Source organism: Aquicoccus sp. (assembly GCF_041686535.1).
In the GTDB taxonomy this organism is placed as follows: Bacteria; Pseudomonadota; Alphaproteobacteria; order Rhodobacterales; family Rhodobacteraceae; genus Aquicoccus.
In genome coordinates this window covers 46891-70631 of sequence record NZ_JAWLDS010000009.1, presented here as the reverse complement: position 1 = coordinate 70631, position 23741 = coordinate 46891, and the positions used below count along the sequence as shown (strand labels likewise).

The following is a 23741-nucleotide window of genomic DNA, read 5'->3' as shown; positions in this document are numbered from 1 at the left end:
TGGCCGCCCCCCGGCCGGGTGCTTTTGACATGATGCGCACCGCTTCGGGCCGGGGAAGACCTTGCAAGCTAAACTGCACGGCGCCAATGTTGTGAGCACCCGACCGCGGCCATGTGCCGCCCTATCGTCCGGCAGGGGACGAATCCGATTTGCCGCGACTCGCTATAGGATCAAACCACAACCTCCATCGCTTCCTGTTCGCCCACCCCGAACACGCGCTTGTAGCGCGCGATCTCGTCCGCTGGACCCATCGCCTTCAGGGGGTTGTCGGAGAGCTTGACCGTGGGGCGGCCCTCGGCGGCGACGGCCTTGCAGACCATGGAGAAGGGGGCGAGGGAATCGTCGGGGGTGAGGCCGCGGAAATCGTTGGTCAGGAGCGTGCCCCAGCCGAAACTGACCTTGACCCGGCCAGAGAATTGCCGGTGCAGTTCGATGATCTTGTCGACGTCCAGCCCGTCGGAAAAGATCACCAGTTTCTCGCGCGGGTCCTCGCCGCGGCTTTTCCACCAGTCGATGGCGATCTCGGCGCCCTTGGCCGGGTCGCCGGAATCGATGCGGATGCCGGTCCATTGGGTGAGCCAGTCAGGCGCGCGGTCGAGAAAGCCCTTGGTGCCGTAGGTGTCGGGCAGGATGATGCGCAGGTTGCCGTCATGGTCGCGGTGCCAGTCGGAGAGAACGTCATAGGGCGCGCGGGCCAGTTCCTCGTCACTGTCGGCCAGCGCGGCATAGACCATGGGCAGTTCGTGGGCGTTGGTGCCGATCGCCTCGATGTCGCGTTTCATGGCGATATGGCAGTTCGAGGTGCCGACGAAGGCGGGGCCGAGCCCCTCGATCATGGCCTGCACGCAGCGGTCCTGCCAGAGGTAGGAATGGCGGCGGCGGGTGCCGAAATCGGCGATCCTGAGGCCGTCGATCCCGCGCAGGCGTTCGATCTTTTCCCAGAGCTTGGTGAGGGCGCGGGCATAGAGCACCTGGAGCTCGAACCGGCCCATGCGGTTGAGCACGGCGCGTCCGCGCAGTTCCATCAGCACGGCGAGGGCAGGGATTTCCCAGAGCGTGACCTCGGCCCAGGTGCCTTCGAAGGTGAGCTCGAACTGGCCGTCGCGTTTCTCGAGGTGGTAGGGGGGCAGGCGGAGGTTCTCGAACCAGGTCATGAACTCGGGGCGGAACATCTGGCGTTTGCCGTAGAAGGTGTTGCCGCGAAGGAAGGTGGATTCGCCGCGGGTAAGCGAGAGCGAGCGGATATGGTCGAGCTGTTCGCGCAGCTCGCCCTCGTCGATGAGTTCGGCCAGACGGACGGATTTCGAACGGTTGATGAGCGAGAACGTGACCTCCGTGTCGGGCTTGTTGCGAAAGACCGACTGGCACATCAGCAGCTTGTAGAAGTCGTTGTCGATCAGCGAGCGCACGATCGGGTCGATCTTCCACTTGTGGTTCCAGACGCGGGTGGCGATGTCCAAGGCGTGCGTCCCCCATTGTTGGCAGGTGTCGCACCGTTCTAGGACAGATCGGCAGGGGGCGGAAAGGGGAAAGGCGCGGCAGCGGGCGATTGGGCAAGGGTTTGCAACAGGTCGTCCTTGTGCAGGGGTTTGCTGAGAAAGCCGTTCATGCCCGCGGCCAGGCAGGCGGCGCGATCGGAGGCGAAGGCATTGGCGGTGAGCGCGATGATATGGGGCTGGGCCGGGGCCTCGGCCCGTATCGCGCGGGTCGCGGCGAGGCCGTCCATCTCGGGCATGGACATGTCCATCAGCACGATGTCGGGGCGGTGGCGGCGCGTCATCTCGACCGCCGCGCGCCCGTTCTCGGCAAAGAGCAGGGTGAACGGCGTGTCCTTGAGGAACTTTCGCACGAGAAGGCGATTGGTGCGGTTGTCCTCGGCGACAAGCACGACACGGTGGGCGAGGTCCGGCGGTCGGTCGGGCAAGGCGGGTGCGGGGTGCGTCGCGTCGGGGCCCCGGGCCATGTGCAGGGTGACGGTAAAGCATGAGCCCTTGCCGAGAGCCGAGGTCAGCGTGATGTCGCCACCCATCTCGCGCGCCAGCAGGCGCGAAATGGAAAGGCCGAGCCCGGTGCCGCCGAATTGCCGCGTCGTGGCGGTATCGGCCTGTTCGAATTCGTCGAACACATGCGCGATCCGGTCGGGGGCGATCCCTATGCCGGTATCCTCGATCTCGAAGCGCAGGCGATACCCCGTGCCCTCGCCCCGGGCCGAGGCGCGGATCGTGACACCGCCGCGGCTGGTGAACTTGATCGCGTTGCCGACGATGTTGATCAGGATCTGCCTGAGCCGCCCGTCATCGCCCGTCACCCGGTCGGGCAGCGCGCCGTCGATCAGCAGGTCGAACGTCAGCCCCCTGGCGCGTGCCTGCGGCTTGAGAATGGCGAGGGCCTCGCCGATGCAGGCCGCGGGGGAGAAGACATTGGCGTGCAACACCGGCTTGCCGGCGTCGAGCCGCGAAAACTCGAGGATGTCGTTGATGATGCGCAAAAGCGCATTGGCCGACTGGCGGATGGTCTGGACATAGTGTCGGCTTTCGGCGCCAAGCTGCGTCTCGGCGAGGAGGTCGGCCATGCCGATGATACCGTTCATCGGTGTGCGGATCTCGTGGCTCATCGTGGCCAGGAAACTGGCCTTGGCGCGTTCGCCCTTCTCGGCGGCGATCTTGGCCTCGGCCAGTTCGGCCTCATGCTTCTTGGCCGATGAAATATCCCGTTCGATCGAGATGACCATTTCCACCGCGCCGGTCTCGTCGAGAACCGGCACGATGTTGGTTTCGATCCAGATCCGTCCGCCATCCTTGCGCTGGTTGAGGATCTCGGCCCGGTGCGCGCGGCCCGCCGCCACGGCGGCGGCGATGCCGTCGCTGACCGCGGAATCGGTGTCGGGGGCGTTCAGAAGCTCGGACGGGCGCAGGCCACGCGCCTCTTGCAGTGAATAGCCGGTGATGCGGGTGAATGCCTCGTTCACCCAGAAGATGCAGCCGTCGGGCTCGGCCATGATCACGCTGTCATTGGCGTGGCGGGCCACCAGCGACAGGTTGCGGGCCTCGCGTTGCTGTTCCTTTAGATGGGAATTGGCGCGGGCGAGATCGAGGCTTTGGACCAGCAAGTCGCGGCTGTCGCGGGTGTGGCGCCGATGCCCCGAGACGACGAAGCCGAGGAAGATGTAGATCGCGTAACCCATGATCCCGGTCGCGATCAGGTCGAAAAGCGCCCGTTGCGACAGGCGCCCCTGCGTGACGATCTCGAACAGGAACAACCCCGCGAGGGTTGCGGCATAGAGTGCCAGCCGTACAAGCGCCGCGCTCCGGTGAAATGGCAGGACGAGTCCGGCGTTGACCGCGGCGCCCGCGGCGAACGCCATGGCAAAGGCCGTCGCCGTATCATCGGGAACGCCGAGCCATGCGAGTGCGATGCAGGCACTGATGGTCGCCGCCTGCAACCCGGCACTGACCGTCGCCAGCCGCGACAGGCGCGCCGGTTCGGCGCCGCGCGCCACGAGGCCGGGCACGGCACGCAGCAGGCCACAATCCACGATTTCACCTGCCAGGGCCAAGGTACCGGCCATCAGTCCGATAAAGGGCCCAGCCAGCAGGACGAGAGCGACACTGCCCAGCAGGGTCATCACCTGACGAGCCCAGAAATGCGACACGCGCCCGTGGGAATAGCGCAGAAACAACCCCGTGGGCGCGTTGCGGGCATCGAACGCGTCGAGCCGCGCCCGGATATCCTGAATCGCCGCTGTCATCGGTTTTTCGCTGGTTCCCTTTTGCCGATATGGCAGGAGCCTAGCGCGTGATGGGTTAAGAAATCCGCAATGCCCGCCCTCAGGCGAGGGTGACGCCCGCGCGCGTCATCTCGGCCTCTGCCGCGGCAAGTGAGCCATCGAGGTCGATCGCCCGGCACAGATCGCGCCGCACGGTCACATCAAAGCCCAGCCGCGCGGCGTCGCGTGCCGACCAGGCGACGCAGAAATCGGTGGCAAGGCCGACAAGCGTAAGCCGGCCTGCGCCACGGTCGCGCAGCCAGCCTTCGAGGCCGGTTGGCGTGCTGTGATCATTCTCGAAAAAGGCCGAATAGCTGTCGAGTTCTGGGTGCATCCCCTTGCGCTGGACGAGTGCTGCGGGAACGGTGTCCAGCCCGCGGTGAAAGGCGGCACCGGGGCTGCCCTGAATGCAGTGATCGGGCCAGAGCACCTGTGGGCCATAGGGCATTTCCACCGTCTCGAACGGGGCCTTGCCGGGGTGGGACGAGGCGAAGGAAGAATGCCCGGCCGGGTGCCAGTCCTGCGTCAGGGCCACGGTATCGAATTCGCGCATCAGCGCATTGATGCCGGGGACGATCTCGTCGCCGCCCTCGACCGCGAGTGCGCCACCGGGGCAGAAATCGTTCTGCATGTCGATCACGATCAAGGCGTGGGTCATGGGCTGTCCTTTTGCTCCTTGCCCGAGACTGGCGGCAAGCCGGGGCGCGGTCAACCGGACCCTTGCGAGGCGCGGGTTTCGGGCGTAAATCGGCGTACATGTTCACCTGCCGCGCGCTTTATCACTTCGCCCGTTTCGATGACCCCGCCGCGTTGCGCGGGCCGTTGCTGCGCCTGTGCGAGGAAAACGGGATCACCGGGTCGCTTTTGCTGGCGCGCGAAGGGATCAACGGCACGATCGCGGGCAGGTTGACCGGGCTTGACCGGGTTGTGGCACATATCCGTGCCCTGCCTGGCTGTGACGACATTACCTGGAAGGACAGCTCCGCTGCGGAGAAGCCGTTTCGGAGGATGAAGGTCCGCCTCAAGCGCGAGATCGTGACCATGGGGCAGCCCGATGTCGATCCCGCGCGCAAGGTGGGCCGCTATGTCGAACCGGCCGAGTGGAACGACCTGATCCTTGCGCCCGATGTCGCGGTGATCGACACGCGCAACGATTACGAGGTCGCGATCGGCACGTTTCGCGGTGCGATGGACCCGCAAACCGCGAGTTTCCGCGATTTCCCGGCATGGTGGGAGGCCAACAAGGCGCGGTTTCACAACAAGCGGATCGCGATGTTCTGCACCGGGGGAATCCGCTGCGAGAAATCGACCAACTGGCTTTTGCAACAGGGCGTCGAGGAGGTGTTTCACCTCAAGGGCGGAATCCTGAAATACCTCGAGGAGGTGCCCGAGCAAGAGAGCACGTGGGAAGGCGAATGCTTCGTCTTTGACGGGCGGGTTTCGGTGGGCCATGGCTTGCGCGAAGGGCCGCACCTGCTCTGCCATGCCTGCCGTCGCCCGATCCTGCCCGAGGACAGGGCACGGCCCGAATACGAGGACGGCGTGAGCTGTCATCATTGCGTGGGCAAGACCTCGGAGGCCGACAAGGCCCGGTTTCGCGAGCGGCAGAAACAGATAAGGCTGGCCGAAGCCCGCGGGGAACAGCATCTGCGCAGCGCCTGAGCTTTGGGCCTTTTCCCCCGGTGCCGGATGGTGTCAACTGCGCGGCGAAACACCGATCGAACTGGACCCGGAAAATGACACATTGCCTCACTGCCAGCCCTGAAACCTGCGCATGGGGCTATTTCGATGCGGGGCTTCCTGCCGCGCTTGAGATCGACAGCGGCGAAGAGGTGCTGATCGAGACGGTTTCGGGCGGGCCGGACCATGTGCCGGGCAAGGATGCCGGGTTCCACGTGCCGCCCGAGTTGTGGGAGATTCACGCGCGATCCGAGCGGATGTTGCCGGGCCATATCCTGACCGGGCCGGTGGCGGTGCGGGGCGCGCGGCCGGGGCACGTGTTGCAGGTCGATATTCTCGATGTCGCGCTGCGGCAGGATTGGGGCTGGAACCTGATCCACCCGCTTATGGGCACCCTGCCCGGCGAATTCGAACGCAAGCGGATCGAGATCATCCCGCTGGATCGCGCGGGGATGGTGGCGCGGATGCCCTGGGGGCTCGACCTGCCCCTCAGGCCGTTCTTTGGCGTGATGGGGGTGGCGCCGCCGCCCGGATGGGGGCGCATCTCGACCATAGAGCCGCGCGCCCATGGCGGCAATATCGACAACCGCGAACTGGTGGCGGGGACGACGCTGTTCTTGCCGGTGCATGTTGCGGGGGCGATGTTCTGGTGCGGTGACGGGCACGGCGCACAGGGCGATGGCGAGGTCTGCGTCACCGCGATCGAGACCGCGCTTGCGGGTCGGTTTCGTCTGACCCTGCGCGAGGACATGGCGCTTGACCGGCCGCGCGCCGAGACGCCCACGCATCTGATCACGATGGGGATGCATGAGGACCTCGACCGCTGTGCCGAGGTGGCGCTGCGCGACATGATCGCGTGGATCGTCGCGGAAACGGGGCTGAGCCGCGAGGACGCCTATATGCTGTGTTCGCTGGCAGGCGACTTGCGGATCACGCAAACGGTGAACGGCCAGAAGGGCGTGCACATGATGATGGAGCGTGCATTGCTCGGGGCAGGGCAGGACGAGAGGAAACAGGGATGACGGTCAGGACCGCGATTATCGGGCTGGGGATCATGGGGCGGCGGATGCTCGAACACATGGTCGCGCATGACGGGTATGAGCCGGCGCTTTTGTGGGACCCGGACCCGGCAGCCTGTGCGCAAGCGCGTGACCTGGCGCCGGGGTCGGAGATCGTGCAGAGCGCGGAGGCGGCGATCGCGGGGGCCGATCTGGTTTATCTCGCCTGCCCGCCGGTGCCACGCAAGGCACTTGCGCTGATGGCAGCGGAGGCGGGCAAGGCGGTGTTCCTCGAAAAGCCGCTGGGCGTGGATATTGCCGCGAGCGAGGATCTTGTGGCGCGGCTGGCCGCGACGGGCGTGCCGGTAGCGGTGAATTTCACGCAAGCGGCAAGCCTGGCGATGACTGCCGTGACCGAGGCCGCCCGCACCGGTGCGATGGGCGCGCTTGTGGGGGCGGATATCGTCGTGACCTATGGCGCATGGCCGCGGGCGTGGCAGAAGGCTGCCGACTGGCTGCGCTTTCGCGACGAGGGGGGCATGACACGCGAGGTGATCTCGCATTTCCTGTTCGTCTCGGAACGCGTCCTGGGGCCTTTGACATTGACATGGGCGCGCCCGTCGTATCCCGCCGACACGGCGCTGTGCGAAACCCATATGCTCGCCCGGCTCGAGACTGCCGAAGGATTGCCCGTCACGGTGATGGCCAGCGTCGGCGGGGCGCAGCCCGACCGGCAGGAACTCACCCTCAAGGGCGCGCGTGCCAGCCACCGGATCAGCGATTTCTATGTCGATGCGGTCTCGGACGGTGGGCCGTTCCATCCCGTCGAGCGCGGTGGCGTGGACCCACGCAGCGGGGCGATCCGGGCGCAGCTCGACGAGTTCTTGGCGTTGATCGAGGGTGGGGCCAGCCGGCTTGCCACACCGCAAGAGGCATTGAGGGTACAGAAACTGGTCGAGGCGATGCTGGCCGGGAAGGGCGGATGACGCCCGGTTTGCCCTTCCGCCTCCGGCGCATCGGTGATTAACCTAGGACCGGGAGACATGAAGAAAAGGGGAGATATCATGACCACGATGAACCGCCGCCACGCGCTGGGCCTTTTGGGGGCCGCGGCCGCCAGCGGCACGCTGGCCACGCCCGCGATCGCACAGAATCGCAAGATCACCGTCGGCGCGCTGCGCTTTACCTCGCATTCGGCGAGCTTTATCGGCGTGGAACGCGGCTATTTCGCCGAGGCCGGGCTGGATGTGGAGCTCAAGTTCTTTCAGGCCGCGCAGCCGATGGCCGTGGCGATTGCCAGCGGCGATGTCGACTATGCCGTCACGGCGATTTCCGGCGGCCTGATCTCGCTGGCCGACAAGGGCGCGATCAAGGTGATCGGTGGCGGCCTTTCGGAAGAGCCGGGCATCGACGGGCAGAAGATCCTGGCGTCGGACGCGGCTTACCAGGCCGGACTGACCAGCCCCGCGCAGCTCGATGGCAAGTCGTTCGGCATGACCACGGCAGGATCGTCGTTTCACTACATGGGCTCCAAGATCGCCGCGGCCGAGGGCGCCGCGATGAGTTTCAAGCCGTTGCAGAAGGTGGGCGCGGTCATCGGGGCGCTTAAAACCGGGGATATCGACGCCTGGACGATCGTGCCGCATATTGCCAAGCCGCTGGCCGGGTCGGGCGCGGTGCATATCATCGGCGACGTCTCGGATTACATCCCCGATTACCAGGTCACGACGGTCTTTACCTCGACCGCGAACGCGCAGGACGAGGGCGAGATGACCCGCGCCTTCCTCGCCGGGTTCTCGAAAGGGGTAGACGATTACAACAGCGCCATGATCGACAAGGCCGGTGGCGAGGACGGCGTGAACGAGATGGTCGCGCTCATCCACAACTATGTCTATACGGACCGGCCGCTGGACAAGGCGGCGCCGTCGATCATCAACGGCACGATGCGGCTCAACCCCGGCGCGGCGCTCAACACGGCGTCGGTGAAGGATCAGCTTGACTGGTTCAAGTCCGAGGGCCTGGTTGGTGATGTGAGCATGGACCAGTTGGTCGATGCGTCCTATGTCGAGACAACAGGCTGAAAACAACCAGGGCGGCCCCCGTCATGGGGCCGCGCCAAACCGGCGGAATTTCCATGGAATTGCGGTTGAAGAACGTGAGCCACGCCTATGGTGGCACCGAGGTGCTGCGCGACATCACCCTGACCATTCCCGAAGGGCGGATCGTCTGCATTGTCGGCCCGTCGGGTTGTGGCAAGTCCACGCTGCTGCGGATGATGGGCGGGCTGGAACAGCCCGACGCGGGAGAGATATTGCAGGTCGGATCGCCGCCCGCGGGATGCCTCAATCCGCTCACCTACGTATTCCAGGATTTTGCATTGTTGCCGTGGCGTTCGGTCGAGGGCAATATCGCGCTGGCGCTTGAAGACCACCGGCTGGGACGACAGAAAAGGCAGGCGATCGTGGTCGATGTCCTGGCCCGCACCGGGCTGTCGGATTTCGCGGGTGCCCTGCCGCGGCAGTTGTCGGGCGGCATGAAGCAGCGGGTGGCGATTGCACGGGCGCTGGCCGTCAATCCGGCGGTGATGTTGCTGGACGAGCCGTTGTCGGCGCTGGATGCCCAGACCCGCGAATTGCTGATGGATGACCTGATCGGGCTCTGGACGCGCGCACCCTTTACCTCCGTCTATGTGACACACAACCTGGCCGAGGCGGTGCGGCTGGGGCATGCCATCGTGGTGCTGTCGCGCCGCCCGGGTGCGATCCGCGAGATGGTCGAGATCGCCGCCCCGCTGGAGGCACGTGACATGGCGGACCCGGTACTGGCCGCCAAGCAGCAGCACCTTTGGGAATTGATGCGCGACGAGGCGCGGGCGGCGGATGCGGAGCTGGCCGATGCCTGAGATCCGACCGGTTCCGTTTCGGGGCGGGGGGTTCCGTCCGCAAGTGCGCCGCTGGGTTGGCTTCATCGTGTTTGTCCTGCTGATTGCGATTGCCGAATGGGGCACGCGGACAGGGTGGATTTCCAACCTCACATTGCCGCGTCCATCGGACGTGTTGGCCACGTTCGCGGAGCTTTGGCAGTCGGGGTTGCTGGCCAAGCATCTTTCACCGTCGCTGTCGCGGCTGGCGGTGGGCGCCGCGCTGGGGGTGTCGGTCGGGGTGTCCGTGGGGGTGCTGATCGGGCTGTTTTCCTATGTCCGGGCCGGGCTTGTGCCGGTGGTGGCCGCATTGTTCCCGATTCCGAAGATCGCGCTTCTGCCGCTCTTCGTGATCTGGTTCGGGATCGACGAGGGGTCGAAATACGCGCTCATCGCCTTTGGCACCTTCACGCCCACGGTGGTGGCGACCTATGGCGCGGTCGACAATGTTGACCGGACGCTCATCCGAATGGGGCAGAGTTTCGGCCTGACCTGGTGGTCGATCGTGCGCAAGATCGTCCTGCCGGGTGCGATGCCCGGCATCCTGTCGGGGTTGCGGATCAGCCTTGCCATCGCCATCATCCTGCTGGTCGCTGCCGAGATGCTGGGCGCGGAATACGGCATCGGCGCCTATATCCTCGAAGCCGGATCGCTCTACGATCTCGAACGGCTTTTCGCCGGGGTGGTGATCCTGTCTGTTCTGGGCGTGCTGGTGTCCAGCGCGATCACGATGATCGAAAGGCGGCTGTTGCACTGGCGGGGATGACCCCGCGCAGCGCTCCACATGACAGGATCAGCTGTTGTTGCCGATCGTCGTGGTCAGACCGACGAGCGACCCAAGAAGGCTGGTGACCGTGCGCACCGTGGTCACCGGCGATTCGGTGGCCAGAACCGTATCCATCGGGTTCACCTGAAACTTGCGCGCGGCGAAGAGCCCGTCGGCACTCGTCAGATCGAAGGTGAACACGACCTGCGCCTTGGTCGGGCCTTCGGGGCGCAGTTGGTCGTCGTCATAGTCGCGCAGCACGAGAACGCCCTTGGGATTGGCGCGGCTGTCCGAGAGTCCGCCGATGATCGACATCGCTTCGAGAGCGGTGATCTTTTCCTTTTCGAAATAGACCAGTTGCTCGCTCCCGGTGGCGCCGAGCGCGGTGAAATAGCGTTTGTCCTCTTCGACAATCACCTTGTCGTTGCCGCGCACGAGGGCGTTATTGGACGCATCGGAAAACAGGCTCTCGGCCCGGATTTCATAGGTTTGCCCGCCCCGGATCAGGCGGACCAGCGGATTGCGCAGCGCGTCGGAAATGCCGCCGCCTTCTGCGATGAGGCTCAGGATGCTCACATCGCGACTGGCAAGAGGGTAGGTTCCCGGACGGGCCACGCCACCGACCAGATCGACCGAGTTTTCCTGTCCTGAGGTATGCGCGATCTGCACCTGTGCATCACTGGCGATGGGGCGCAAACGGTCCTGGATTTCCTTGCGCGCAGCATAGGGTGTCATCCCCGTGACGACCACGTCACCCAGATAGGGTACGAAGATCGAGCCGTTGGGCGACACGACGAGATTGGCCATGTTCACCGATTTCTCGGCTTCTGTCGTCAGAAGCGAGTTTTCCTGGCTGTCCCAGATGATCAGGGCAACCTGGTCGCCGTTGCGGATGACCGGCGCGTCCGGTCCGCGTTCGGCTGGCAACCACCTGTAATGCCCGCTCCAACCGGTCTCGGGCCAGGTTGCGAGTTCGGGGAGTTCGTCCCGCGTGACCTCGACCACCTGGAAGCTGGGCTTTTGCTTGTCCTTTTCGTTGAGAACTTCCGAGACCATCGCAGCGCCACGTGGCATGGCACAGCCGGCCAGGACGAACAGAGCCATGAAGAGAACAACGAGCTTTGACGAGATACGCAAAGAACCCCCCGGGTGCCATTGGTAGGTGTTGCATCTGTCATACATTCTATATGCTGGGATAGACAATGATTAAAACCGCCATGTGCAGTGAATGGGAAACGTGACCGTGACGACACGACAACGCGGACTTCTGGTTCTGGGCGCGAGCGGCAAACTGGGGCGAATGTTGGCGCGGCACTGGCAGGCGCGCGGGCCGGATGACTGGCAAGCAAGCTGGCAATACAGGCGAGATCCGCCCGCGAACGGAGTCGAGTGGCAACCGGGACACGCCGCGCCAGGTTCGTTGTCGCCGATCGGCGCGGTTCTGGCCCTTTGGGGCGTGACGCCGCAAGCGGGCGGCACGGCCACGCGTGATCTGTCCGAAAACGCCGCGCTGGCGATCGAGGCGATGGAACTGGCCGCGACGCTCGGGGCGGAGCGGGTGCTGCATTGTTCGTCGGCCGCGGTCTATCTGCCGGGGCCCGATCCGTTGAAAGAGGATGCGGCGGGCGGCGACATCAACCCCTATGGCCGGGCCAAGCTCGACATGGAGGAGGCCATTGCAAACTGGTGCGCGGCCCATCCGGATGGCCCCCGGGCCGTTGTCATGCGGATCGGCAATGTTGCCGGCGCAGACAGTCTTTTCGCCGCGATCCGGCGTGGCAAGGGCGCGGTCACGCTTGACCGGTTCGACAGTGGAGAAGGGCCGTGGCGCAGCTATGTCTCGCTGCGCGCGTTGGCGCAAGCCATTGAAACCCTTCTGAATTGTGCGATCCCGCCCATGCCTCTCACGGTGAATGTCGCAACCCAGCCGCCGCTTGCAATGGAAGCGATCGCGCGCGCAGCGGGGTGTGACGTGAACTGGCGCGCAGCGCCGGACGGGGCGGCGCCGATGGTGTGGCTCGACACCGGCAGGTTGGCGCGATTGACCGCCTTGCCCGAAGAAAGCGTCGTGTCGCTGGTGCGCGGATGGCAAGATGGGGAGAGCGTGGCGTGACACCGGCCAAGCGGGCATTCGATCTCGTGCTGGCGTTGGTACTGGCGTTTCCCCTGGTGCCGCTTGTCGCCGGGATTTCACTGTGGATCCTGATCCGTGAGGGACGCCCGGTGTTTTATGTCGCGGAACGGATGAAAGCCCCGGGACAGCCTTTCATGCTGTGGAAATTCCGCACCATGACGATTGCACAGAATGACAGCGGTGTCTCGGGCGGCGACAAGGCGGACCGGATTACCCCGACCGGACGGTTCCTCCGGCGCACGCGCCTGGATGAAATCCCACAGCTTTTCAATATCTTGCGCGGTGACATCAGCTTCGTGGGGCCACGCCCCCCGCTGCGCCGCTATGTCGAGCGGTTCCCGGCCCTATATGCCGAGGTCCTCAAGTCGCGCCCCGGTGTGACGGGGCTGGCCACGCTGGCCTATCACCGCACCGAGGAGCGGCTTCTGGCCCGGTGCAGAACCCCCGAGGAGACCGAGGCGGTCTATACCCGCCGCTGCGTTCCGACCAAGGCGCGGCTCGACCTGATCTATGCCCGCAACCACAATGTCTGCTATGACCTGCGGCTGATGGTGGCGACGGTGTTTCACCGGCTGCCGTTGCGGGCAGCGCGGCGGCGGCAGCCATCTGCCGATGGTTAACCCTCCCCGAATCGGGGGTGACATCCGGCTGTCGCGCGGCTGCCACCCGGCTGCCGGGGACGGGCGGCGGCGCGGGGTTAACCGGGCGAACGGCGAAGCGCCGACCCGCGCAACACCGACGCAAGGGCAGAACGCCCCGGGGCTTGCCCCCGGCGCGCGGCGCGTGACAATCTGGCGCGACACATCCGGGAAAGTGGAAGGGGACGGGGCATGGCGGAACTCTGGTCATTGACGGCAAGCGAGATGACGGCGCGGGTCAGGGGCGGTGACATCCGCGCACGCGATCTGACCGAGGCGGTGCTCGACCGGATCGAAACGGCCAACCCGGGCTGCAACGCCATCGTGGCGCGCTGTGACGGCGAGGCCCGGGCGGCGGCGGATGCGGTCGATAGCGCCCTGGCGGCGGGGCAGGACCCCGGGCCGCTGGCCGGGGTGCCGGTGACGATCAAGGTCAATGTCGATCAGAAGGGCCATGCCACCACAAACGGGCTCAGGCTTCAGGAGCATCTCGTCGCCGAGACCGACAGCCCGGTGGTGTCGAACCTGCGCAAGGCGGGCGCGGTGATCGTGGGGCGCACCAACACGCCGGCCTTTTCGCTGCGCTGGTTCACCCGTAACTCGCTGCATGGTCATACCACCAATCCGCGCGCGCCGGGACGCACGCCGGGCGGCTCGTCCGGGGGGGCGGCCGCGGCGGTCGTTTCGGGGATGTGCGCGGTCGGGCATGGCACGGATATCGCCGGGTCGGTGCGCTACCCGGCCTATGCCTGCGGTATTCACGGGCTGCGCCCGTCGCATGGGCGGGTGCCGGCGCATAACGACAGCGGGCCGGATCGGCATATCGGGGCGCAGCTCATGGCGGTGTCGGGGCCGCTGGCGCGCTCGATCCCCGATCTGCGGCTGGCGCTGGCGGCGATGGCCGCGCCCGATCTGCGCGATCCGTGGTACAGCCCGATGCCGCTGCGCGGGCCGGACGTGCCAAGGCGGATGGCGCTTTGCGTGACCCATGACGGGATGCCGGTGGCGCCCGAGATCGAGGAGGCGCTGCACCGTGCCGCCGAGACTTTCCGCGCGGCGGGATGGCGGGTGGACGAGGTTTCGCCGCCGCCGATGCGCGAGGCGATGGAGCTGCAACTCGTCATGTGGCTGTCGGAAATGCGCCGCGGCGCCGCCGAGGCGGTGCGCAAGGAGGGCGACCCGGACGCGATCGCGGTCTATGGGTTCCTCGAGGCGATGACACCGCCGGCCGACCTCGCGCGGGTGATGGACGTGCTGCAATCGCGCGCGCGGCTGATCCGGGCATGGCGCGCGTTTCTCAGCGACTACCCTGTGATGCTCTGCCCGGTCTCGGGCGCGTTGCCTTTCGAGGATCTGCGCGACGTGCAGAGCCAGGCCGATTTCGAGGCGATTGCCGAGGCCCAGATGAGCCAGATCGCCCTGCCGTTCCTGGCCCTGCCGGGCCTGACGGTCACGACCGGCGACGCGGGCGGCCTGCCGGTCGGGGTGCAGCTCATCTCCAATGCGTGGCGTGAAGACCTGCTGCTGGATGCGGGCGAGGTGATCGGCGGGGTGGTGCCCGTGGTCTGAGGGGTGGCCCGCGCCTCGATGCAGGGATCTTGAGTATTTTTACCAAGAAAGAGACGAAGCGCGTCCTGTTCCTTCATCTTGCCAGAAATACTCATCTTCCGACAATGAGGCAGGCGCGGCGATCAAAGGCGGGTCGCAGGCTTGGCCTTGTTGCAACATAGCTCACGTTGACGACAGGGATTTGTGAATGGACCGTCCCCGCCACGCACCCTAGGGTGCGCGCAAGAAGGCCATGTGCCTTGTTCCAGGGAAACAGGGTGAGAGATTTGCGCAACAGCGATGCGAGCCGGGGGCGGAGATGATCGACGCGGTGATCCTGCCGATGCAGCGCCGTTTGCTGCATCCGCCCGCGCGGGTGCTGTCGCGACTTGGCGTATCGCCCGATGCGATCACGCTCTCCGGTTTCGGGATCGGGATTCTGGCGCTGCCGTTGCTGGCGCTGGGGTTTTTTGGCGCGGCGCTTGTCGCGATCCTGCTCAACCGCTTGATGGACGGGCTTGACGGGGCGGTGGCGCGGATCACGGGGCCGTCGGATCGGGGCGCGTTTCTCGATATCGCGCTGGATTTCGTCTTTTACGCGCTGGTGCCGCTGGGGTTTGCGCTGGCCGCGCCGGATGCCAATGCCCTGCCGGCGGCGGTGCTCATCGCGGCGTTCGTGGGCACGGGGTCGTCGTTCCTGGCCTTCGCGGCGGTGATCGCCAGGGAGGGCCGCGCGGCCCCGGCCTATCCGACCAAGGGGATCTATTACCTCGGCGGGTTGACCGAGGGGTTCGAGACCGTCGCGCTTTTCATCCTGATGTGCCTTTTTCCGGTGCATTTCCCGGTGCTCGCCTATATCTTCGCCGCGGCCTGCGCGCTGACCACGCTGACGCGGTGGCGTCAGGGCTGGGTCGCGCTGGGCGGCGCCGGCACGACATCCGTTCGAGACCGACCAGAGGAGTCACCATGAGATTTGCCCTGATCCTTTCCGTGATCGCCGCGCTTTTCGCCCGGCCCGCGTTGGCCGATGACTGGCAGGAGGTGCTGGACGCGGCGCGGGGCCAGACCGTTTACTGGAACGCATGGGGCGGCGACGAGCGGACCAATGCCTTCATCGACTGGGTAGGCCGCGAGGCCGAACGGCGCCACGGGGTCAGCATCAACCATGTCCGGCTGAGCGATACCGCCGAGGCGGTGACACGGGTGATTTCCGAGCGCGCGGCGGGCAGGGACAGCGGCGGGGCGGTCGATCTCATCTGGATCAACGGGCCGAATTTCCTGGCCATGAAGGAGCAGGATCTGCTCTATGGCCCCTTCGCGGAGCGGCTGCCCAATGCGCGGTTTGTCGATCTGTCGCCGGGCGCGCCGGCCGCGCTTGATTTCACCGTGCCGGTGGAGGGGATGGAAAGCCCGTGGCGGCTGGCGAAATTCGTGTTCAGTTACGACAGCGCGCGGGTCGAGGCGCCGCCCGAAACGATGCGCGATTTCGTGGTCTGGGCCGAGGCGAATCCGGGGCGGTTCACCCACCCCGATCCGGCGAATTTCATGGGGGCGAGCTTTCTCAAGCAGGCGCTGATCGAGCTGGCGCCGGACCCTGAGGTGCTGCTCGAGCCGGTGACGGATGAGAGTTTTGCCGCGCAGGCGGCACCGCTTTGGGAGTGGTATGACGCGCTGCGTCCGAACATGTGGCGGCGGGGCGAGGCCCTTCCCGAGAACGAGTCGGTGCAACAGCAGTTGATGAATGACGGGGTGATCGACATCTCGATGTCCTTCGATCCGGCCTCGACCGCAGCCGCCATCGCGCAGGGGCTTTTGCCCGAGAGCGCGCGGGTTTTCGTGCCCGAGGGCGGCACGATCGGCAACGTGAGTTTCGTGGCGATCCCCTATAACGCCGCCCATGCCGCGGGTGCGATGGTGGTGGCGAACCTGCTTCTGGACCCCGAGGTGCAGGCGCGGATGCAGAATATCGAGGTTCTGGGCTCGTTCTCGGTGCTCGATCCGGATCGGCTCGACGAGGCCGCGCAGGCCCGGTTCGAGGCGCTGCCCAGTGCCCCGGCGCTGCCCGGGCTCGACGATCTCGGCCCGACGCTGCCCGAGCCGCATGCCAGCTGGATGACGCGGCTGACCGAGGAATGGGCGCGGCGTTACACGCGGTGAACGGAACCGCGTCCTCCACGTCGCCGGGCCGGGCGCTGCGGCTTGCCGTGTTGCTGGCGGTGGCGGGCGGGGTGATCCTGCCGATCATCGCCGGGCTTTGGGAGACGGCGCGGGCGGGCTTTGGCATCCTGCCGGCCATCGGCGCCAATCACCTGTCGCTTGAGCCGTGGCGGATGCTCGCCGAACTGCCCGGTCTGGGCACGAGCCTGAAACTCACGCTGCTGACCGGGCTGGGGGCGACGGTGTTGTCGCTGATCCTGGCGGCGGGGACATGCGCGGCGGTGCATGGCCGGATGAGCACCCGCACGGGCGGGCGGATGCTGACCCCGTTCCTGGCCGCGCCCCATGCCGCGGTGGCCATCGGTCTTGCCTTTCTGCTGTCGCCCTCGGGATGGATCGCGCGGTCGCTGGCGCCGCTTGTCGGGTGGGACCGGCCGCCGATGCTGATCACGGTGAACGATCCCTGGGGCGGGGCGCTCATTCTCGGGCTTCTGGTCAAGGAGGTGCCGTTCCTCATGCTGGTGATGCTTTCGGCGCTGAGCCAGATCGCGGTGGCGCGGCATATCGCGGTGGGGCGGGCGCTGGGCTATGGGCGCGGGATCGTGTGGGTCAAGGTGATCCTGCCGCAGGTCTGGCCGCTGGTGCGGCTGCCGGTGATGGTGGTGCTGGCCTATTCGCTGTCGGTGGTCGACATGGCGCTGATCCTCGGCCCGTCGAACCCGCCGACGCTCGCGGTGATGCTGCTCCGGCTGTTCTCGGCGCCCGATACGGCGATGCTGTTGCCCGCCTCGGCGGGGGCGGTGCTTCAGGGGGTGCTGGTGGCGCTGTCCTTCGGCCTTATGCTGCTGGTCGAGCGGGGGGTGAAGCGCGTCGGGCTGTGGTGGCTGAGGCGTGGCGGGCGGGGGCTTTCGGCCGAACCGGGATTGATGCTCGCCACCGGGGTGACGGCGACGGTGATGATGGCGGGCGCGCTGGGCATGCTCGCGCTGGTGGTCTGGTCGCTGGCCTGGCGCTGGCCTTGGCCCGGGATGCTGCCCGAGAGCTGGTCGTCCGGGGCATGGATGCGCCCCGGCGCGGGCTGGGGGTGGGCGCTGTGGCATACGGTGCTCTTGGCCTTTGCGACCACGGGGCTTGCGCTGGCGCTGGCGGTGGCCTGGCTCGAAGGCGAGGACCGGGCGCGGATGCGACGCGCGCGCTGGGCCGAGGCGCTCATTTACCTGCCGCTGCTGGTGCCTCAGATCGCCTTTCTCTACGGGCTCAACGTGCTTTTCCTGCGGATCGGTATTTCGGGCGGCATGGCGGCGGTGATCTGGGCGCAGGCGCTGTTCGTGTTTCCCTATGTCATGATCGCGTTGTCGGACCCGTGGCGGGCGCTTGACCCCGGGTTGCCACGGGCGGCGGCGGCGCTGGGTGCCGGGCCGTGGCGCAGGCTCTGGGCGGTGAAACTGCCGGTGCTGCTCACGCCGATCCTGACCGCGGCGGCGATCGGGGTGGCGGTGTCGGTGGCGCAATACCTGCCGACGCTCTTCATGGGGGCGGGGCGAATCGCGACCCTGACGACCGAGGCGGTGACGCTGTCGTCGTCTTCGGACAGGCGTGTGACGGGGGTTTACGCGACGCTACAGGCGGGGCTGCCCTTTGCGGCCTACGCGGCGGCGTTCCTCATTCCGGCGCTGGCGCATCGCAACCGGCGCGCGTTGCAGGGTTGGGGACCGGGCACATGACGCTGGAGATCAAGGGGCTTTCGGTGCGTTACCGGCAAGAGCCATCGCTTTTCGCACCGCTCGACCTGCGCATCGAGAGCGGCGAGGTGGCCACGGTGATGGGGCCATCGGGGATCGGCAAGTCGACCCTGCTCGACGCGATCGGCGGGCACCTGGCGGCGGGGTTCACGATGACGGGTTCGGTCCGGCTCGATGGGCGGGAGGTTACGCAACTGCCACCCGAGGCGCGGCGCATCGGGCTGATGTTCCAGGATGCGGCGCTGTTTCCGCACCTGTCGGTGGGCGACAACCTGGCCTTTGGCCTCGCCCGCGAGATAGGCGGGCGGTTGGCGCGGCGCGCGGCAGTCGAGGCGGCACTGGAACAGGCCGGCCTGGGCGGGCTTTACGAGCGCGACCCGGCGACGCTTTCGGGCGGCCAGCGGGCGCGGGCGGCGCTGATGCGCACGCTACTCGCTGACCCGCAGGCGCTTTTGCTTGACGAGCCCTTTTCGAGGCTCGACGCGGCGCGGCGGGCCGCGGTGCGGGGGTTCACCTTTGCGCATATCCGCGACCGGGCTATTCCGGCGCTCATGGTCACGCATGACCCGGCCGATGCCGAGGCCGCGGGGGGGCAGGTCCTGAGCCTGGTGACGGAAGGCGCCAGCGGGTGACGACGGGCCGGGGACGGCCTGTTGTCGACGCCTATTCCGGCGGCGGCGCGGCCAGGAGCGTCTCGATCTCGCGACGGGTATCGGCGCTTGCATCCACGCGCCTTCGCGAGGAGTCCAGGGGTGCCGGATCGTTTGAAGGTCCGGTCGCGTCAATGCCGGATGGTTGCCCGATTTCCGGGTTTGCAGGCGGCCCTGCCAGCAACTCTTCCAGCGCCTCGACCTTGTCGCCGTCGCCCAGACCCCGGTAGAGGGCCAGGGCCTGCTCGAAATCCCGTCTCGATTCGCTTAGCCGCGCGCGCAGCCTGTCGGCGTGCGCACCTTCGAGCCCGGACAGTTCGGCTGTGGCCATGTCGGGATTCCCGAGGTCGATTTGCGCCCTGGCCCGCAGGAGCCTGGCCGCCTGCATGTCGTGCCCGCGAAACGCCGGCCCCAGAAGATCGAGGGCCGAATCGGGAAAGCCGAGCGCGACAAGCCGGTCCGCGATGCCGAAAACTGTCTCGGGGACAAGCTCGTTCAGGGTATCGGGTGTCAGGGCGAGAGCGGCCGACAGGAACACAGGGTCGGATGCCTTGCGCGCCATGCGATCATGGAGGAAGTCCTGGACCTGGCGAAAGGCGTCGCCATCGACATCGGCCCGGAGCCTCGCCAGCGCATCGAGGGATTCGGAAAATGCATCCGAAAGGGTCAGCGCGACAACCGTGGAGAAACGAAGCTCGGCGGAGAGTTCGCTCTTGGAATACTCCTTTTGAAGGATGCGTGCCATTTGTGCGGTGTCATAATCGATCGATCCGTCCTCGCGCATCTTTCGCGAGATCAGTTCGATCATGGCCCTCGGCGAGGTTTCGTGGTTCTGTTCGGTCAATTCCGTCAGTGTTTCATACGCGTCGCCGGCCCGGTTCTCGTCGTCGCGGATCAGGGCGCTGGCCAGTTTCGCGTTCGGATCCGCCGCCGCGCCGCTGCGCGCCGCGAGCCTGAGCACCTCTTTCGCGTCCTGCGGCATGTCGAGCGACCGAAACCGCTCGCTCAGGTCCCCGGCAAGATGCGTGCGCAAGGTGGACGGCAGCCGGTCAAAGGCGGTCAGCACGGCCGACGGGTCGACTCCCGTTCCGATCGCGCCCGCCTCGTGGCTCAGCATCGACCAGAGCGCGGCTTCGTTGTCGCATGACAGCGCATCGGCGAACATGTTCTGCCCGGGGACCGTGCCGCTCTCGATCAGCGACGCGATGGCCACGAGATGCCCGGCATCATTGACGAACTCCTCAAGGACAAGCATGGCCTCGGCCCCGAAGCCGAAGAAGATGTAGACCTTTGCCAACTCAAGGGCGATCTCCCGCCTCGACCGATCGAATTCTCCGTAAAGCTCGGATCTGAGCCTGCCGATGGCGCTCGGGAAATGCCCCTCGGGTGCCCAATCCGCGATATCCAGGTCCTTTTCGACGAGACAGGTTTCATCCCTCGTTGCCGCCATTGCGGCGAGCCGGTCGCGTGGTTCGGGCTGGTCGGCGCCGTTGCGAATGGCGAGATTAACGCCTTGCAACCCCTCGCCGTCCGCGTCTTGCAGGGCCGTGGTCACAAGGTCATGCAACGCGTCCTGCTCCTTCGCGTCGGTATCGGGCTGTTCCGCGGTCGCGTGCGGCATGATCGTCGGGCTTGCAGAAGCGACCTGCGGTATCCGGCGCCGCGGAGCACTCTTCGGTTTCTTGTCGTCCCCGGCCTCCTGCGGCGGGTCAGCAGGCGGCGCCATGGCCGGTTTCGTCGCATGGTTCGCGCGCAGGACGGCGTTGTCGATCCAGAAGGTCGTGAGAAAATCGGCTCGCTCTCGTTCACCTGCAACATCGGGGCTTGCGGATCGGCGTTCGCTCACGTCGACGACCAGCATTGTGCCGCCGAAGAGAAAGGCATTGACCGCGCAATCGCAATTCAGGCCGACCCGCAGAACGCCGTCCCGTTGCCCCTGTTCGACCGCTCCGAGGCGATCCGAATTCAGCCGGGACCGGGCGGCAGACAAATCGAAGGTCAGGTCAGGCGCCTCGAACACGAGGTCGAAACGGGTTTCATGCTCGACCAACCGCCATGCAAGACTGCGGGGCAGATCGAGCGCCAGCCGGGTGAACCCCTCATGCTCGCCCCCGCGCACCCGGATCGTTTCGGCCGCCACGCCGTGGGCGGCCAGCTGAAAGGCCATCAGCAGGGCCAGGAACAACCACTTTCGACAGACTGTCGGCATTGTCAGGCTTCCTTGCGCAGGTCCTTGAGCGATTTCTCAAGCTCCGAAAAGCTCGGGCGGCGGTTGATGGGAATGTTCTGACGCCCCACCTCGATGCAGATATTGGCCGAATGGTTGTGAAGGTTCGCGATCAGGATTTCGCGGATCAGGTGATAGAAATGTTCATCCTCCTCGACCACGTTCCGGACCTTTGCCGAGAACGGGCCGACGAAGCCGTAGGAAAGAAAGACGCCGAGGAAAGTCCCGACGAGGGCACCGCCGATCATCTTGCCCAGGATCTCGGGCGGTTGGTCGATCGAACCCATGGTCTTGATGACGCCCAGGACCGCGGCGACAATGCCGAGCGCGGGCAACCCGTCCGCCATGTTCTGAAGCGCGTGGCTGGAATGCAGGGAATGATGCAGGTTCGCCTCCATTCGCTTGTCCAGAACCTCTTCGACCTGGTGGGGATCATCATAGTTCATGGATGCGGAGCGCAATGTGTCGGCGATCAGTTCGACCGCCTCCCTGTCGGTGACGATCTTGGGATACCTTTGGAAAATCGCGCTGTTTCCGGGATCTTCCACGTGTTCTTCGATCGCGACCGGGCTGGTTCGGGCCAGCCTGATCAACTCGTAAAGCAGACAGATCAGATCGCGGTAATCCTCCGGTTTCCAGTTCGGTCCCTTGAAGACCTTTCTTATATCCTTGAGCGTCTTCTTCACCGCATGCAGGTCATTGGAAATCAGAAAGGCACCGATCGCGGCGCCACCGATCATCATCAGCTCGAATGGCAACGCCTTCATGATGATGCCAATGTTTCCGCCCGCGAGCAGGTAGCCCCCGAAAACCATCGAAAGAACCACCCCGATACCGATAATTCCGTTCATCCCTCATATCCCCGTTGCTGCAACCGACCGAAAGGACGCATGTGCTTGCATGACCACTCCCCTGCCGCTCAATTCTTCGGGCCGAGCGCACTTCGCCCGGCGAGTATCGCGCTGATGGAATAGGCGCGCTCGGCGCTCAGACCCGCCATGATCCCGGCCGCCGCCTCGGGCTTCATCCGGGCCAGGAACCCGGCGGAAAAGTCCGGGTCCATCTGCTCGAATACGAGGGACGCGTCCTTGGACTTCATGTTTTCATAGACCGCAGTGAGCGTTTCCAGATCGCGTTCGGAGGCACCGTCGGCGATGTCGATCGTGCGTTTCAGCTCGGTTTCCGCGGCTTTCAACTCGCTCAGCCGGTGTTCGATCTGGGCTTCTGCCGCAGCGAGATCCTGCAACCTTTGTTCCAGTTGTGCTTCTCTCTGCTCAAGGCGGTTTTCCCGCTTCGTCAGGGCCTCGAGGACGGCGCTTACCTCGGACTCCTGCATTGCGGCCGAGTCCTTGTCCTTGCCGTTGGGTTCCTCGGCCTCGGGCTGTCCTGCGGTCTGATCGGCAAGGACGCCGCCCACATTGGTTCCCAGGCGCAGCAAACCGGAGGCCATCAGGAAGAAGGCGACAAGAAATAGGGCCCGTCCGACCGGGCGCATGCGGCGTCCGGAACTTGCCGATCGCTTGGCAATGGCAACCATGCGTCAGTCCTTCCCGCCTGCGTGTCTCAGGAACACCGGCTCGGACCCGTCGGGCGGCGATGACCCGGTCTCTTCCGGCGCCTCGGTGATGTCGTGCATCGACGCGAGCAGCAGTTCCAGCCTCTTGGCGGCCAGCTCGGCCCGGTCGGTCAGGCCCGAGATCGATTCGGTGGTGGTGGAGGCGGCATCCCTGACCTCGCTCAATGTCGAGGTGAGATCATCGACCTGCATCGAGAGCAGCGCCACGGCCCGTCCGACCCCGGATTCCAGATCGTTGAACCGCGCGAGACGCCTTGCGATGACGAAGCAGTAGATCCCGGCCCCCAACGCACCTGCAACCAATAGAATATCCGCAACGAATTGCATTGAAGCCCCCTAGATTACCGCGAATTCCATGATCAGAAGATCGTTGACCTTGCCCTCTCCGATGACCGCCTTGATCCGTCGCAGGATCTGCCCGCGAATTCGAACAAGCGCGGCGGAATCCGCTATGTCGGTATAGTCCAGGGCTCGCAAATATCCGTTAATGACATCCGCAACGCGCGGCAGAAACCTGGTCACGTCGCCCTGGAATTCGGATGGAACCTCGAGTTGCGCGCGAAAGCGAAGGTGCCTGTTTTCCCCGTCCGTCCGAAGTTGAACGACGATCGGCTCGATCGGCACGAAACGAACATCCGGCATGTCGTCGGCATCGCTTTCCCGCGCCTCGAATCGCCCGATGTCAGGGTTTGAACCCGTCGGGATATATCCCGAATAGGCCGCGTAGAAGCCGCCGGCGGCGCCGATGATCCCGATGGTCAGGCCTATGAAAAGAAAGGTTTTCGAGCGCTTCTTTCCGCCGCCTTCACCGGCGTCGTCATTTTCGTCTTGCGTGTCCGCCATGGAAGCCTCCGACCGTTGCGATGGCGGAACAATAGCAAGCGGCCCCTAACCGATTCTTAATCAAGATCTGGAACAAGCTGCGTCCGGGGAGACCCG

22 protein-coding genes are annotated in these 23741 nt (G+C 65.7%); 13 read left to right on the top strand and 9 right to left on the bottom strand.

Annotated features, from left to right (window positions below; all coding sequences use genetic code 11):
• Positions 1-170 precede the first annotated feature (170 nt).
• From pncB to pncA, 3 genes are all read right to left on the bottom strand, one after another.
• Entirely contained in the window at positions 171-1460 is a 1290-nt protein-coding gene (gene pncB / locus ACESL9_RS03975; protein ID WP_372614085.1) for a nicotinate phosphoribosyltransferase, read from the bottom strand.
• A 38-nt stretch (positions 1461-1498) separates the two neighbouring features.
• Positions 1499-3748 carry a PAS domain-containing hybrid sensor histidine kinase/response regulator gene (locus tag ACESL9_RS03970; RefSeq protein WP_372674527.1) on the bottom strand — a complete coding sequence of 750 codons (2250 nt, stop codon included), beginning with the start codon at positions 3746-3748 and terminating at the stop codon, positions 1499-1501.
• A gap of 79 nt (positions 3749-3827) precedes the next feature.
• Positions 3828-4424, bottom strand: coding sequence for a bifunctional nicotinamidase/pyrazinamidase (gene pncA, locus ACESL9_RS03965; RefSeq protein WP_372614081.1), 597 nt, complete (start codon positions 4422-4424; stop codon positions 3828-3830).
• Between the two features lie 98 nt (positions 4425-4522).
• On the opposite strand from pncA, the gene ACESL9_RS03960 reads away from it, so the two are divergent.
• The 6 genes from ACESL9_RS03960 (at position 4523) to ACESL9_RS03935 (ending at position 10130) form a co-directional block, all read left to right on the top strand.
• A complete protein-coding gene (locus tag ACESL9_RS03960; RefSeq protein ID WP_372614079.1) occupies positions 4523-5428 on the top strand; it encodes a rhodanese-related sulfurtransferase in 906 nt (301 codons plus the stop codon).
• A gap of 74 nt (positions 5429-5502) precedes the next feature.
• A complete protein-coding gene (locus ACESL9_RS03955) occupies positions 5503-6468 on the top strand; it encodes an acetamidase/formamidase family protein (RefSeq protein WP_372674526.1) in 966 nt (321 codons plus the stop codon).
• Positions 6465-7430: a Gfo/Idh/MocA family protein gene (locus ACESL9_RS03950; RefSeq protein WP_372614075.1), complete on the top strand. Its 966-nt coding sequence runs from the start codon at positions 6465-6467 to the stop codon at positions 7428-7430. Before ACESL9_RS03955 ends, ACESL9_RS03950 begins: the two co-directional genes overlap by 4 nt.
• 78 nt (positions 7431-7508) lie before the next feature.
• The gene (locus ACESL9_RS03945; protein WP_372614073.1) at positions 7509-8525 is read left to right on the top strand and encodes an ABC transporter substrate-binding protein; all 1017 of its coding nucleotides are present in this window, start codon (positions 7509-7511) and stop codon (positions 8523-8525) included.
• 53 nt (positions 8526-8578) lie between these two features.
• Positions 8579-9346, top strand: coding sequence for an ABC transporter ATP-binding protein (locus ACESL9_RS03940; RefSeq protein WP_372614091.1), 768 nt, complete (start codon positions 8579-8581; stop codon positions 9344-9346).
• Positions 9339-10130: an ABC transporter permease gene (locus tag ACESL9_RS03935; RefSeq protein WP_372614071.1), complete on the top strand. Its 792-nt coding sequence runs from the start codon at positions 9339-9341 to the stop codon at positions 10128-10130. The genes ACESL9_RS03940 and ACESL9_RS03935 overlap by 8 nt, the downstream gene beginning before the upstream one ends.
• Before the next feature lie 27 nt (positions 10131-10157).
• Here the strand turns inward: ACESL9_RS03935 and ACESL9_RS03930 are convergent, their stop codons facing one another.
• Positions 10158-11234 (bottom strand): polysaccharide biosynthesis/export family protein, encoded by a 1077-nt coding sequence (locus ACESL9_RS03930; RefSeq protein WP_372614069.1) that lies wholly within the window; start codon positions 11232-11234, stop codon positions 10158-10160.
• A gap of 124 nt (positions 11235-11358) precedes the next feature.
• On the opposite strand from ACESL9_RS03930, the gene ACESL9_RS03925 reads away from it, so the two are divergent.
• From ACESL9_RS03925 to ACESL9_RS03895, 7 genes are all read left to right on the top strand, one after another.
• Entirely contained in the window at positions 11359-12243 is an 885-nt protein-coding gene (locus ACESL9_RS03925; protein WP_372614067.1) for an NAD-dependent epimerase/dehydratase family protein, read from the top strand.
• Positions 12240-12884: a sugar transferase gene (locus ACESL9_RS03920; RefSeq protein WP_372614089.1), complete on the top strand. Its 645-nt coding sequence runs from the start codon at positions 12240-12242 to the stop codon at positions 12882-12884. The genes ACESL9_RS03925 and ACESL9_RS03920 overlap by 4 nt, the downstream gene beginning before the upstream one ends.
• Positions 12885-13094: 210 nt before the next feature.
• Positions 13095-14471: an amidase family protein gene (locus tag ACESL9_RS03915; protein WP_372614065.1), complete on the top strand. Its 1377-nt coding sequence runs from the start codon at positions 13095-13097 to the stop codon at positions 14469-14471.
• A 298-nt stretch (positions 14472-14769) separates the two neighbouring features.
• Complete coding sequence (locus tag ACESL9_RS03910) at positions 14770-15420, top strand: CDP-alcohol phosphatidyltransferase family protein (RefSeq protein ID WP_372614063.1); 651 nt, start codon at positions 14770-14772, stop codon at positions 15418-15420.
• Positions 15417-16607 (top strand): ABC transporter substrate-binding protein, encoded by a 1191-nt coding sequence (locus ACESL9_RS03905; RefSeq protein WP_372614061.1) that lies wholly within the window; start codon positions 15417-15419, stop codon positions 16605-16607. Before ACESL9_RS03910 ends, ACESL9_RS03905 begins: the two co-directional genes overlap by 4 nt.
• A complete protein-coding gene (locus ACESL9_RS03900) occupies positions 16583-18331 on the top strand; it encodes an ABC transporter permease (RefSeq protein ID WP_372614059.1) in 1749 nt (582 codons plus the stop codon). Before ACESL9_RS03905 ends, ACESL9_RS03900 begins: the two co-directional genes overlap by 25 nt.
• A complete protein-coding gene (locus tag ACESL9_RS03895) occupies positions 18328-18981 on the top strand; it encodes an ATP-binding cassette domain-containing protein (protein ID WP_372614057.1) in 654 nt (217 codons plus the stop codon). The genes ACESL9_RS03900 and ACESL9_RS03895 overlap by 4 nt, the downstream gene beginning before the upstream one ends.
• A 31-nt stretch (positions 18982-19012) precedes the next feature.
• Here ACESL9_RS03895 and ACESL9_RS03890 read toward each other — a convergent pair whose 3' ends face one another.
• The 5 genes from ACESL9_RS03890 to fliL all read right to left on the bottom strand — a co-directional run bounded on the left by ACESL9_RS03890 (position 19013) and on the right by fliL (position 23645).
• Positions 19013-21208 (bottom strand): hypothetical protein, encoded by a 2196-nt coding sequence (locus tag ACESL9_RS03890; protein WP_372614055.1) that lies wholly within the window; start codon positions 21206-21208, stop codon positions 19013-19015.
• A gap of 2 nt (positions 21209-21210) precedes the next feature.
• Positions 21211-22077: a flagellar motor stator protein MotA gene (gene motA / locus ACESL9_RS03885; protein WP_372614053.1), complete on the bottom strand. Its 867-nt coding sequence runs from the start codon at positions 22075-22077 to the stop codon at positions 21211-21213.
• Between the two features lie 68 nt (positions 22078-22145).
• Entirely contained in the window at positions 22146-22721 is a 576-nt protein-coding gene (locus ACESL9_RS03880; protein WP_372614052.1) for a MotE family protein, read from the bottom strand.
• A gap of 45 nt (positions 22722-22766) precedes the next feature.
• On the bottom strand, positions 22767-23129 hold the full coding sequence (locus ACESL9_RS03875) for a hypothetical protein (protein ID WP_372614050.1): 363 nt from the start codon (positions 23127-23129) through the stop codon (positions 22767-22769).
• A gap of 9 nt (positions 23130-23138) precedes the next feature.
• Entirely contained in the window at positions 23139-23645 is a 507-nt protein-coding gene (fliL, locus tag ACESL9_RS03870) for a flagellar basal body-associated protein FliL (RefSeq protein ID WP_372614048.1), read from the bottom strand.
• Between the last annotated feature and the right edge of the window lie 96 nt (positions 23646-23741).